Below are 12,102 nucleotides of genomic sequence, written 5' to 3'. Positions count from 1 at the left end.
AATAAAATACGCGAGAAAAATCATGAGACTCAAACTAACCCATATAAACCATATAAGCCATAAGATTGCCAACGACTTTATCCATTCAAAACTATTAGAATTAAAAGCCCCTAGGGAATTATTGTGTGAATTGATAGAAGGGATTTTAGAAAAAAGCGTTAAAAAAGAAAACGCCATTGATGAGCAAGCCAGAGAGCTTTTAGAAGAAAACACCGATGAAATAGAATTCATGCGGATGGATGAAAGGCAGCTTTTTTGGATGATTAAAAGACAGATCGCTCAAAAAGAGGGCTTTCATTTGTTTTGGGAAGAAAGGTGCAACGATTTATCGCACCAGATTTTGAACAAAATCTTAGATGAGGATTTGATCATGTTTAGCGTGTCAGAGAATTTGATAAGAAACTTGATTTACAAATCCATTGACACCTATTCTAAAGCGTATGAAAGCATTGAAAACGAAGTGCATGAAAAAATCAAGCATTACAAACGCAAACTCCCCGTAGGGAGCGATGAATACGAGTTGGTGTTTGAAAGGCTCTATGAAGAAGAATTAAGACGCAAAGGTTTTTTATAATGGTCTCTCTCTATTTAGAAAACGGGCTTTTTTTGCAAGCGCAAAGTTTTGGGGCTAGCGGCACGCAAGTGGGCGAGCTTGTTTTTAACACTTCCATGAGCGGCTATCAAGAAGTCATTAGCGACCCCAGCTATAAGGGGCAATTTGTGGTTTTTAGCATGCCTGAAATTGGGGTTGTGGGCGCTAATCCTAAAGATGATGAATCCTTTTTTTCATGCGCAGGGGTTTTAGCGCGCCATTACAACGAATTTTTTTCTAATTCAAGGGCGGATTTTAGCTTGAGCCTTTATTTAAAAAAGCGTGGCGTTTTAGGGATTTGTGGGGTTGATACCAGGAGTTTGATCAAAACCTTACGCCATCATGGGTGCTTGATGATGGTCGCTTCCACGATAGAGCATGACAAAAACAAGCTTGAAGAGGTTTTAAAAAACGCCCCTAGAATCTCTCACTCCCCCTTAGTGTCTAGCGTTTCCACGCCAAAAATCATCACGCACCAGCGCGCTACTTTTGATTTCAACACCCTAGATTACAAGCCTTTTGATGAAAAAACTCCGCATAAAATTATCGCTGTTTTGGATTTTGGGGCTAAGGGCAACATTTTAAACGAGCTTCAAAATGTGGGGTTAAAAGCCCTTATTTACCCGCACCACACTAAAGCTAGCGAGCTGATTAAAGCCTATGAAAAAAAAGAAATTAGCGGGATTTTCCTCTCTAACGGGCCAGGCGATCCTTTGAGCTTGCGGCAAGAAATTGGCGAGATCAAACAACTCATTGACGCTAAAATCCCCATGTTTGGCATTTGCTTAGGGCATCAATTGCTCTCTATCGCGCAAGGCTATCCCACTTACAAGCTCAAATTTGGCCATCATGGGAGCAACCACCCCGTTAAAAACCTAGAAACAAACGCCGTTGAAATCACCGCGCAAAACCACAACTATTGCGTCCCTGAAGCAATTGAAGAAATCGCTACTATCACGCACCGCAATCTTTTTGACAACACCATTGAGGGCGTGCGCTATAAAAACGCTCCCATCATCTCTGTCCAGCACCACCCAGAAAGCAGCCCCGGCCCTAAAGAGAGCCACTATATTTTTAAGGAATTTGTGGGATTGCTGGAGGGCTTTTAGGGGTTTTTAAACACCTATAAAGGTTGAAAAGCGCTTTAAAAATAGATTTAAATCTTTTTATCAAAAAAATCTCGCATTTACTCTAAATTAGTTCTCTTGCAATAGTATTCTCTCGCAATAATTATTATTGTTATTGCGATAAAACTTTTAGAAGGAGTTATTATGGGAAGTATCGGTAGTATGGGCAAACCTATTGAAGGGTTTTTAGTGGCAGCCATTCAGTTTCCTGTGCCAATTGTCAATAGCCGTAAGGACATTGATCACAACATTGAAAGCATTATTAGAACCTTGCATGCGACTAAAGCGGGGTATCCGGGAGTGGAGCTTATCATTTTCCCCGAATACAGCACGCAAGGTTTGAATACCGCTAAGTGGCTTAGCGAAGAGTTTTTATTAGACATCCCGGGTAAAGAGACAGAGCTATACGCTAAGGCGTGTAAAGAGGCGAAAGTTTATGGTGTTTTTTCAATCATGGAACGCAATCCTGATTCTAACAAAAACCCCTACAACACCGCTATTATCATTGATCCGCAAGGTAAAATCATTTTAAAATACCGCAAGCTATTCCCATGGAATCCCATTGAGCCATGGTATCCTGGGGATTTAGGAATGCCTGTGTGCGAGGGGCCTGGTGGATCAAAATTAGCCGTGTGCATTTGCCATGACGGCATGATTCCAGAGCTCGCTAGAGAAGCGGCCTATAAAGGGTGCAATGTGTATATCCGCATTTCAGGCTATAGCACTCAAGTCAATGATCAATGGATTTTGACCAACCGCTCCAACGCATGGCACAATTTGATGTATACCGTGAGCGTGAATTTAGCCGGCTATGACAATGTCTTTTACTACTTTGGCGAAGGGCAAATCTGTAACTTTGACGGCACGACTCTCGTTCAAGGGCACCGCAACCCTTGGGAGATTGTAACCGGGGAAATCTATCCTAAAATGGCAGACAACGCCCGCTTAAGCTGGGGATTAGAAAACAACATTTACAACCTAGGCCATAGAGGGTATGTGGCTAAACCAGGCGGAGAACATGACGCAGGCTTAACCTACATCAAAGACTTAGCGGCCGGCAAATACAAATTGCCTTGGGAAGATCACATGAAAATCAAAGACGGCTCTATTTATGGCTACCCTACCACCGGTGGGCGTTTTGGGAAATAACCCCTAACCTTGTATTTTTGCTAGAACCTGTTTTTAAGGGTTCTAGTTTCTCCCCTATTTTAATTTTTTCAATCAATTTTTACGAATAGTCTTCTATCACAGAGCATGTAAGAAAACCCATAATAAGCGCAAGCGGCCAAAAAAGCGCATAGCCTATGCAAAACCATGTTATTTTTGATAAAGACCACCACCACATTGCGGCTGATAGAGCGCTAAAATCTGTAATAATGCCATAGCCACAATAGATCATTCCCACTAAACATGCCAATTTAAGAGCATGGTAGTAAGCGCTAATCCCAAAACCACCACCAAGATTGATAAAAGAATACGAGACCAAGACCCCATGACAACTCCTTAAACATCAAATGCTGGAGTGTATCGTTTTTTTTTTATTTGTCAAGGGGGTTTATCAGTTAGATAGAGTGTTTTAAATGTTTATCTTTTAGGGATAAGCCTAAAAACATTGCTTTTTATCATGAACCAATTATCGGTCATCTAATATATTTATATTAGCAATAAATATATTTGGAAATGTTGAAGCGAAGCAAAGAAACACATAAAGAAGAAAATAACCCGTTACTTTCCAAAAAGACCACCCATTGAAACTCCAAATGAGACACAAGCCTATCACTGCTGCAACAACAATGCAAAATAACGAAATGAATCTTAAGCCAGAGATTAAAAATTTTTGCCCCTCTGTGAGCTTGTCTTTTCTAAACGCCTCTTGCAAACCTTTCTCAGCCAACGGCTTGACGCCATCAACGATTGGTTTGGTATCTGGGAAAAAAATACTGATAGCCGCTCCTCCAATACCCATAGCAGAAGTAATGAAAGGATTGTTTTGATTGGGATCAGAATTTTCTATCTCTTCCATCTCTCTTTTTAAGTTCTTCACAAACACGAGATATATGCCCCACGCAACCAACCATAAAAGCACCACCGCAACAGAAAAAATAAAATGCGCCATGCGACAAACCCTTTAAACATCAAATGCTAGAGTGTATCGTTTTTTTTTTTTTGTTTGTCAAGGGGGGTTGGCTAGAAAGTAGTATTGTTGAGTGTTTTAAAATAAAAGGATAGCGTTTATAACGATGAAAGTTTAGCCCCTAATTGTAGCGCCCCTAACAAGCCTTTTACATTCAGCCCCAACCCCACGCTTAAATTCTCGCTTGAGCTTTTAATATAAGGCCTATGAAAGTCCTCTAAACGCACACAGCCCGCGCTTTCTTGCCATAAACCGCTCTCTAAGTATTTTTCTATTTCGCTGAAATCAAACGCCTTTAAACGCGCTCTAAAAACCGATAGATCCAGCCATTCTAGTTTGGGAGAAATCAATGCCGAGCAGGTTAAAACCTCTATTTCATTACCATTTTGGCGTTTTAAAAATTCAAGGGCTTCTTGCTTGTTTTTAGCTTTTCGTTGCATGCGATTACCCACGCTCACCACGCTATCAGCAACCACGATAGCACAATGGTTTGCAACTAACTCTTTAGCTTTTTCTAATTTCCCCTTGCACGCCAAATAAACAAACTCCCTAGGGTCTGTGGTTTTTAGGCTTTCTTCATCAAAATAGAGCGCTTTTTGTTTAAACTCAATCCCATGCTCTTTTAAAAGATTCGCCCTAGCGCTAGATTGAGAGCCTAAAACCAACTCCATGCTATCCCTCTAAAGCTTTAAGGGCGGTATTTTTCGCTAAATTGAGCGCGGCTTGCAATTTTTCTGTATCCTTGCCCCCAGCGCTCGCAAAATCATCTCTCCCGCCCCCTTTGCCCCCTAAAATTTGCGCCACTTCATTAGCCCATGTGTTCGCTTTTATGGGGGCGTTTTTCACCCCGCATGCGAGATTTATGTGCTCATTTTCTTTTTTAAACACCATAGCGAGCAATCTTTCATGCTTACCTTTCAATCGGTCAATCATTTCTTTAATGTCGCCTTGTTCCACTACGCCCACCACCAAACTCACGCCATGGATTTTTTCAACCGGTAAATCCATAGAAACGGGAGCTTTTTGGCTGTTTTTCACGCTCTCTTTAAGCTTGTTGATGCCGGCTACCACATCGTTATTTTTCAATGCAATCTTAGCGTTTTTAAGCTCTTTACTTTCTTCTTTAGCTAATTGGTAAAAGGCTTTCCCGCACACCGCTTCAATGCGTCTGACCCCACTACTCACCCCGCTTTCTTTAAGAATCCTAAACCCCCCAATAAGCCCGGTATTTTCCACATGAATGCCCCCACACAATTCAATGGACGCTTCTTTAAAGCTCACCACGCGCACATTTTCAGCGTATTTCTCGCTAAATAACGCTAACGCCCCCCTACTTTTAGCCTGATTTAAAGGCATATGCTCCACTTGGCTTTTTAAGTGCTTGAAAATTTGAGCGTTGACTAGATCTTCTACTTTTTCCAACTCTTCATCATTGAGCGCTTTAGCATGCGAGAAATCAAAGCGCAATCGTTTGGATTCCACTAAACTCCCCGCTTGACTCACATGCGAGCCTAAAACTTCTCTTAAAGCGCTCTGTAATAAATGCGTCGCGCTATGGTGTTTGGCGATTTCAAAGCGTTCATCGCTCACTTGCGCGATCACTTGATCGCCTTTTTTTAACGCTTTTTTGATTTCAAGGAGCGAAAAATTAAGCCCAAAAAAGTTTTTTGTGTCTAACACTAGAGCCGCTTCTTCATCACCTTTTAAAAGCGCGCCCTTATCGCCTATAGCCCCCCCACCTTCTGCGTAAAAAGGGGTTTTTTCTAGCAACACCCAGACTTCTTGGTTAGGGTTTGCTTCTGTCATTTCTTTAAAATCGCTATCAAAAAACCCTAAAACTTTGGCAGGACATTCTGTCGTTTCATACCCTACAAATGTATTGGGCGCATAAGCGTTTAAAATAGCGCTAAAATCGGCGTTGTTTTGCTTGCCTTTCCATGAGGCTTTAGAGCGTTTCACTTGCTCTTGCATGCAATTTTCAAAGCCTTGCATGTCCACACACGCCCCATGACTTCTTAACATGTCGTTTGTTAAATCCAAAGGAAAACCAAAGGTGTCATAAAGCTTGAAAGCGATTTTGCCATCAAAGATTTTATTTTCATTCAAATGCGTTAAAGACAAGTTAAACAATTCCATGCCAGATTCCAAAGTCTCTAAAAAGCGCTCTTCTTCTTCAAAGCACTCTTTCATCACTATTTCTTTAGATTCTTTCAAATACGCATGCGTGTTAGAAAATTGCTCGCACACCACACCCACGACTTTGTATAAAAACGCTTCTTTCAAGCCCATTAAATACCCATGCCTTAAGGCTCGCCTTAAAATACGCCTTAAAACATAGCCACGGCCTTCTTTATTGAAATGCACCCCTTGAGCGAGCAAGAACGCTACCGCCCTTGCGTGATCGGCCACTACCCTAAAGCTTGGCTGAAATTCGCTCGTATAATCCAAGCTTGTAAGCTCGCTGATTTTTTCCATTAAAGGCGCAAATAATGAAGAATCAAAATTATTGAGCTTATGTTCTAATAGCGCTTGCACCCTTTCTAAGCCCATGCCTGTATCAATGCTAGGCTTTGGCAAGGGGGATAAAACGCCATTACTAGAGCGTTCGTATTGCATGAACACCAGATTCCAAATTTCTAAAAACCTATCGCCCTCGCCCCCAAAATAATCTTCGCTCCCCTTAAAGTGTTTTTCGCCTTGATCAATGTAGATTTCACTGCAAGGCCCACAAGGCCCGCTATCGCCCATTTGCCAAAAATTATCTTTATCGCCCATTTTTTTAATCCTATCAACAGGCACAAACTTTTCCCATAATTTAACGGCTTCATCGTCTTTTTCATGCACGCTGATGTATAAATCTTTAGGCTTAAACCCTAAATTCTTGGTTACAAATTCCCACGCAAACAAGATTGCTTCTTCTTTGAAATAATCCCCAAAAGAGAAATTCCCTAGCATTTCAAAAAGCGTGTGGTGTCTTGCGGTATAACCGACATTTTCTAAATCGTTATGCTTGCCGCCTGCGCGCACGCACAATTGCGAGCTTGTCGCTCTAGGGATGCTAGGGCGCGGCACTATACCGGTAAAAATATCTTTAAATTGCACCATGCCGGCATTGGTAAAAAGCAAGGTGGCATCATTAGGCACTAAAGGCATGCTGGGATAAATCTCATGCCCTTTATTTTTAAAAAATTGTAAAAATTCGTTGCGAATGTCCATGGGTATTCCTTTTTGTCGTTTTATCGCGCGCTTTAAAGCTATTTTATAGCTCTTTTAAGTTGTTTTTTTAAAAAGATAGTTTATTATACTTTAAACATCCAAAATAAAGGAGAAAACCATGTTCCATGAATTTAGAGACGAAATCAGCGTGTTAAAAGCGAATAATCCGCATTTTGATAAGATTTTTGAGAAACACAACCAGCTTGATGACGACATCAAAACCGCTGAGCAACAAAACGCTAGCGACGCTGAAGTCAGCCACATGAAAAAACAAAAATTAAAATTAAAAGATGAAATCCACAGCATGATCATAGAGTATAGAGAAAAGCAAAAATCCGATCATGTTTAAGATTTAGTCATCTTTGTGAAAACACGCTAAAACGCTTTTTGAGGGGCGTTTTCGCTTTACCGCTTAGTTAGACTTATTAGTTAAACTTAACGCTTTGATTTTGAATTGAAGCGTTAGGTTGCTTTCAGCTTTATTCCCACCATAAGCTTTATTAATATTTTAATGTTCTTTACATTTTTAAAAAATGGTATTTTGTTTTATCGTTTTAGATCTCATTTTGTTGTAAAAATCATTTTATTGAGTTTTATTTTATTAAAGGGAGTTTTATTCTCTTAAAAAGATAGGAAGCATTTGAAACCATTCTCCCCCTTTTAATCTCCAACTTAACCCCCCTATATAAAGAAGCACTTCTTAAGAGATTACCGCTTGAATTAACGCCAAGTTTCCCACTAACTAATCACTAAAAACGCTAAAAAAGATTTTTTCATCAAACCCCCCAAAAAACAAAGAATTTAAAAACAAAGAGAGTTTAAAAAACAAAGAGTTCAAAAACAAAGAATTTAAGAAAGAGAGTTTAAAACAAAGAGAGTTTAAAACAAAGAGAGTTTAAAACAAAGAGAGTTTAAAACAAAGAGAGTTTAAAACAAAGAGAGTTTAAAACAAAGAGTCTAAAACAAAGGGTTTAAAAAAAGAAATCCCTTAGAAAGAAACCCCCAAAAAAGGGAGTTCCACAAAGAGCTAAACATTAATAAGCGAACACGTAATTCAAATACACGCTATAGAGCCTGCGGTATTTGAGTTCAGCCCCCATAAAGGAATAGTAGTTCGTGTTGATGGTGGGGATTTTCACGCCTAGTTCAATGCCATGCTGAGCTGCATGATCGCTGCCTTTTTTCTTAGACCTGGCTAAATTCATCCTCACTCCCATGTTGAATAAGAATTGGAAGTTCGCCACGTTCAGTTTAGCGTTATAGACGTTATTCACGGTGGCTAAATTCACGTATTCAGAATTAAGCCAAGAAGTGCCCGCTAACGCAATGCCTCCAAAAAGCCCCACAGAAAGCTTGTTGTTTTTGCCTAAGAAATTGGTGGCTTTATCGTTGATGAAGTTATAGAGAGCGTCCGCTCCAAAACCATAAGTCCATACATCAGAAGCCGAGTTGAAAAAGCTGGATTTAATAAACGCATGGTTGTAATCAAAAAAGCCGTAATACCTAGCGCCCCACTTTCTTTTTTGGCCAAAGAATTGTTTGTAACCCACCTGAATACCGATCCCATTCATCGCGCCATTGTTGGTTTGAGAACCAACAATACCCACTTTCCTAAAAGGGTTACGGCCTAATTCTTGGTTGATGGTTTGGACTTGGTTATAAGAATTTTGATTGAGGTAGTAATTGGTTTCTATGCCTTGCGGGCTATAAGGGTTATTCTTTTTACTCACCACATTTTGCAAGCTTTGCGCGTTAGGGACTTTGGAGAGCGCGGTGGTGATGCTGTTATAAGTGCTGCCCAATTCGCTGTATCTAGATTTGAAATGCACTAGAGTGTCAGCGATGTTTTCTGCTTGCTGTATTTGCTGCTCTTGAGTGCCAAAATGAGCGATGCTGTTTTTAAGATTTGTTATCGTTTGTCCTACATACGCACAGCCTGCCCCCCAAGTGTTAGAAGTCGTCTGACCCGGATTGGTGCCACGACGCTCACCTCCTTGCACTTCATAACACACCCCTAAAGAGTCATTTACAAAGGCTGTAGGGATTTTTTCAAAGTTTTTCACCACTTGTTCGGCTTGGTTCAAAATCTCCGCTTGGGCTTGCGCGTTTTTAAGCATGCTTTCAGCAAAGTTAGCGTCTGTGTAGGGGTTGAATGGTTTTCCAGCGTCTAGGCTGTTTTGATTTTGCGTGTTTTCACTAACGATTTTGGCTTGCGCAACGGCTTCTTGCGCGTTAGCGATCATGCCTTGGATAGCGCTGATTTCATTCTTAAACATCCCACACATTGTCCCATTGCCGCTTATCCCTTGCCAATAACCGCTACCACCATTTTGGAAGTTTGGGCATGCCTCATTTAGGGTAGTGATAATGATGCTCGCTTGTTTTAAAAGCTCTTGAGCGTTATTTTCTGTGTTGATACTTTCTGAGGTGCTTGTTTGTCTTCCTCCATTCCACGAGGTTGAAATAGCTTTCCCATGACTCCATGGGTATATTAATTTTTCATTTGGTGTGGCATCCGTTCTTTTGTCTCCATTGATAGTGAAATCAAGTTTTGTATTAGTGTTGCTTAAAACTGGAATCCCTTCTCCACTGGATCCATTGGCTGTCAAAGCCTTTTGGATGATTTGATAAGCCTTGTTGATGATCGCATAATTTTCAGTGGATATAGGCCCACCATGTCCTGGTTGATAATACGAATTGCAAGTGATGGTCGTCGTATTTTGTCCTGGCACATTATTAAAAGTTTGGATACCTCCATTCGCGCTCTCGTTACTGCCAGGGCCACAAGCAGTAAAAGCATAGCTTGTAACTTGCCACAACCCCACCGCCGCATTCAACGCTAAAAGCACGGCTTGATACGCTGGGGAATTGGTTTTGACATCAAGCAAATTCCTAGAGCTTGAGCCTAGATTATCCCTTGCGTCGTTAATCGCACTCGGATCAGCGGATAACTTGATAAGGGTGTTTAGGGTGCTGTAATTATTCAAAAGATTGTTCAGCTTTTCATAATTGTCTGAAAGCTGTTGGATGCCTTTGGTGTTGGTTACCATTTGAGCGGCTTCACCGATTTGATAGCCTGCACTCATGTAAAAGCCGTCGTCTTCAGCGTGGAGCAAAAACGAGAGAGAGAGAGAGAGAGAGAGTAAAAGGGTTTTTTTCATGTTTTCTCCTTTTTAAATTAAATGGTTAGGTAAATCCTAAGTCCTATAAAATCGTTAGTATAGCATGAATTGATAAGATTTTTGCACTAATGGGGCGTTTTGTTGTTTAAAAAAAAAAAAAAAAAAAAAAGGTTTTTTGGGGTGTTTTGGAAACATTCCCACTAACCCCCTAATAACGCTTAAGAAATCACCGCCCAAGCTTTTTTTATTTTGTCATGAAGCGTTCAAACGCTAAAAACATTTGGGATTTTTGCTTGGGTGGTTTTAAAGGGGATTTTATCGTTTTTACCACTAGCGCTCCATAAAAGCCAAGCCAAGATTAAATAAGATTAAATAAGATTAAATAAGATTAAATAAGATTAAAAAGGGCATGCCCCCTATTAGCCCTAATCAAACGCTTAGTGCTGTTTAAAAGGGCTATCCACGACTTTTTTCCTATCCACAATGTAGGGGATTAAAGCCATGTGGCGGGCTCTTTTGATCGCTACTTCCACCCTCTCTTGCCACTTTTTGCTATTGCCTGTCAATCTCCTTGGCATGATTTTATAGCGCTCTGATAGCGTGTGCTTGAGCATGTCTAAATCTTTATAGTCAATAAAGCTGATTTTAGCTTCGGTGTATTTGCAATAGCGTTTTGAATAGCGTTTTCTTTCCATAATGTCTCCTTAAATTTTAACCCTTAAAAGGGGATTTCTTCTTCATCAATATTGATTTCAGGCACGCTGTTTTGATACTTGGACGGCTGTGCTTGTGAATTTTCTTTAGCGTAAGCGTTTTGTGGATAGCTTTGGACTTGGTTAAAAGGATCCTGGCTAGGGGCGTTGTAATTAGTGGGATAAGCGTTGTTAAAATTCTCATGCGTCATGCTATCTTGCATAGCGTTTGCTTGGGGATTGTCTGACTTTTTATCCATAAATTGCAACGAGTCCGCTGTGATAGTGTGGCGGGAATTTTTTTTGCCCGTTTGATCCATCCAGCTCTCATAAGTCAAACGCCCTTCTATCAAAACGCTTGAACCCTTGCTCAAATACTGGTTAGCGATTTCAGCCGTTCGCCCGAACAAACGAGCGTCTATGAAGCACACTTCTTCGCCTAGCGTGCCGTCTTGCTTTTTAAAACGCCTGCTTGTGGCTAAACCTATTGTAGCCGCAGCCGAACCGCTAGGCAAATATTTCAACTCCACATTCCTAGTCAAACGCCCTACCATAATCACTTTATTAAACATGATAAGCCCTTATTCGCTATGAGATTCTGTGCTTTTTGCTTCCTCTGCGTGGTGAGAATGCGCGTGTTCGGTTTTTTCATGCTTTTCTTTGGCGTGTGATGGCTTTTTATTAGCCCTATCCACTAACGCATGCCACGCTTCTATTTCTTTTTTGCTTTCGTATTTGATCACAATGAAACGCAACACGTCTTCATTGATGCGATACAATCGTTCAAGCTCTAAAATCATGGACGGATCTGCTTTGAAATACGCCACATAATAATAGCCTCTTTTGTGCTTTTTGATTTCATAGGCTAAATTACGCATGCCCATATCTAGGCTCGTTTCAATCACGCCATGGTGCTTAGTGATCACTTCTCTATAAAACTCAATTTTGGATTTAATCTCTTCTTCTACTAAAGTAGGTTTGAGAATAAACATCGTTTCATAATGCCTCATCCATTCTCCTTGTGGTTGTATAGCCCTTTTTTTACTAAAAAAGAGCAAGGTTAAAAAACTTTTGATTATACCTTGCTTTCGCTTGTTTTTGGATTAAATGTTTCTCATCAAATATTGAAACTCAAAACTTTATTCTTAATTTTTTAAAAAATGGGGTTTTTAACTTCAATTTTTATAACAAAACTCATTCTCTTAAGGGGATAGGGGGG

General features: G+C 40.4%; 12 protein-coding genes. 4 read left to right on the top strand and 8 right to left on the bottom strand.

What is annotated here, in order from left to right; all coding sequences use genetic code 11:
- Nucleotides 1–22: 22 nt before the first annotated feature.
- From H7O61_RS00525 to H7O61_RS00515, 3 genes are all read left to right on the top strand, one after another.
- A complete protein-coding gene (locus H7O61_RS00525; RefSeq protein ID WP_001237418.1) occupies nucleotides 23–574 on the top strand; it encodes a DUF507 family protein in 552 nt (183 codons plus the stop codon).
- Nucleotides 574–1,701, top strand: a complete 1,128-nt coding sequence (gene carA, locus H7O61_RS00520; RefSeq protein ID WP_187874828.1) for a glutamine-hydrolyzing carbamoyl-phosphate synthase small subunit — start codon at nucleotides 574–576, stop codon at nucleotides 1,699–1,701. The genes H7O61_RS00525 and carA overlap by 1 nt, the downstream gene beginning before the upstream one ends.
- Nucleotides 1,702–1,863: 162 nt before the next feature.
- On the top strand, nucleotides 1,864–2,868 hold the full coding sequence (locus tag H7O61_RS00515) for a formamidase (RefSeq protein WP_001966237.1): 1,005 nt from the start codon (nucleotides 1,864–1,866) through the stop codon (nucleotides 2,866–2,868).
- 79 nt (nucleotides 2,869–2,947) lie between these two features.
- Here the strand turns inward: H7O61_RS00515 and H7O61_RS00510 are convergent, their stop codons facing one another.
- From H7O61_RS00510 to alaS, 4 genes are all read right to left on the bottom strand, one after another.
- Nucleotides 2,948–3,205: a hypothetical protein gene (locus tag H7O61_RS00510; protein WP_187874827.1), complete on the bottom strand. Its 258-nt coding sequence runs from the start codon at nucleotides 3,203–3,205 to the stop codon at nucleotides 2,948–2,950.
- A gap of 147 nt (nucleotides 3,206–3,352) precedes the next feature.
- Nucleotides 3,353–3,835, bottom strand: coding sequence for a hypothetical protein (locus H7O61_RS00505; protein ID WP_079340465.1), 483 nt, complete (start codon nucleotides 3,833–3,835; stop codon nucleotides 3,353–3,355).
- 116 nt (nucleotides 3,836–3,951) lie between these two features.
- The gene (gene maf / locus H7O61_RS00500) at nucleotides 3,952–4,524 is read right to left on the bottom strand and encodes a septum formation inhibitor Maf (protein ID WP_187874825.1); all 573 of its coding nucleotides are present in this window, start codon (nucleotides 4,522–4,524) and stop codon (nucleotides 3,952–3,954) included.
- 1 nt (nucleotide 4,525) lies between these two features.
- A complete protein-coding gene (alaS, locus tag H7O61_RS00495; protein ID WP_187874823.1) occupies nucleotides 4,526–7,069 on the bottom strand; it encodes an alanine--tRNA ligase in 2,544 nt (847 codons plus the stop codon).
- Nucleotides 7,070–7,187: 118 nt separating this feature from the next.
- Between alaS and H7O61_RS00490 the strand changes: the two genes are divergently transcribed.
- Entirely contained in the window at nucleotides 7,188–7,418 is a 231-nt protein-coding gene (locus tag H7O61_RS00490) for a YdcH family protein (RefSeq protein WP_000468328.1), read from the top strand.
- A gap of 685 nt (nucleotides 7,419–8,103) precedes the next feature.
- On the opposite strand, the gene babB is transcribed toward H7O61_RS00490, so the two are convergent.
- The 4 genes from babB to rpsF form a co-directional block, all read right to left on the bottom strand.
- Nucleotides 8,104–10,230 (bottom strand): Hop family adhesin BabB, encoded by a 2,127-nt coding sequence (gene babB / locus H7O61_RS00485; protein WP_187874821.1) that lies wholly within the window; start codon nucleotides 10,228–10,230, stop codon nucleotides 8,104–8,106.
- A gap of 398 nt (nucleotides 10,231–10,628) precedes the next feature.
- Nucleotides 10,629–10,886, bottom strand: coding sequence for a 30S ribosomal protein S18 (gene rpsR, locus H7O61_RS00480; RefSeq protein ID WP_000440196.1), 258 nt, complete (start codon nucleotides 10,884–10,886; stop codon nucleotides 10,629–10,631).
- Between the two features lie 23 nt (nucleotides 10,887–10,909).
- Nucleotides 10,910–11,455 (bottom strand): single-stranded DNA-binding protein, encoded by a 546-nt coding sequence (locus H7O61_RS00475; RefSeq protein WP_187874819.1) that lies wholly within the window; start codon nucleotides 11,453–11,455, stop codon nucleotides 10,910–10,912.
- Between the two features lie 9 nt (nucleotides 11,456–11,464).
- On the bottom strand, nucleotides 11,465–11,893 hold the full coding sequence (gene rpsF, locus H7O61_RS00470; RefSeq protein ID WP_001216726.1) for a 30S ribosomal protein S6: 429 nt from the start codon (nucleotides 11,891–11,893) through the stop codon (nucleotides 11,465–11,467).
- Nucleotides 11,894–12,102 lie beyond the last annotated feature (209 nt).

Source organism: Helicobacter pylori (assembly GCF_014496965.1).
GTDB classification, from domain to species: domain Bacteria; phylum Campylobacterota; class Campylobacteria; order Campylobacterales; family Helicobacteraceae; genus Helicobacter; species Helicobacter pylori_CZ.
The sequence above is the reverse complement of the archived record's forward strand: the minus strand, read 5'-3'. Positions and strand labels throughout refer to the sequence as shown.

Bases quoted from the DNA above. Each gene is read 5' to 3' on its own strand.
- rpsF (WP_001216726.1), bottom strand. From the start codon at position 11,893: ATGAGGCATTATGAAACGATGTTTATTCTCAAACCTACTTTAGTAGAA.
- H7O61_RS00505 (WP_079340465.1), bottom strand. From the start codon at position 3,835: ATGGCGCATTTTATTTTTTCTGTTGCGGTGGTGCTTTTATGGTTGGTT.
- maf (WP_187874825.1), bottom strand. From the start codon at position 4,524: ATGGAGTTGGTTTTAGGCTCTCAATCTAGCGCTAGGGCGAATCTTTTA.
- H7O61_RS00525 (WP_001237418.1), top strand. From the start codon at position 23: ATGAGACTCAAACTAACCCATATAAACCATATAAGCCATAAGATTGCC.
- babB (WP_187874821.1), bottom strand. From the start codon at position 10,230: ATGAAAAAAACCCTTTTACTCTCTCTCTCTCTCTCTCTCTCGTTTTTG.
- rpsR (WP_000440196.1), bottom strand. From the start codon at position 10,886: ATGGAAAGAAAACGCTATTCAAAACGCTATTGCAAATACACCGAAGCT.
- H7O61_RS00515 (WP_001966237.1), top strand. From the start codon at position 1,864: ATGGGAAGTATCGGTAGTATGGGCAAACCTATTGAAGGGTTTTTAGTG.
- carA (WP_187874828.1), top strand. From the start codon at position 574: ATGGTCTCTCTCTATTTAGAAAACGGGCTTTTTTTGCAAGCGCAAAGT.
- H7O61_RS00475 (WP_187874819.1), bottom strand. From the start codon at position 11,455: ATGTTTAATAAAGTGATTATGGTAGGGCGTTTGACTAGGAATGTGGAG.
- alaS (WP_187874823.1), bottom strand. From the start codon at position 7,069: ATGGACATTCGCAACGAATTTTTACAATTTTTTAAAAATAAAGGGCAT.
- H7O61_RS00490 (WP_000468328.1), top strand. From the start codon at position 7,188: ATGTTCCATGAATTTAGAGACGAAATCAGCGTGTTAAAAGCGAATAAT.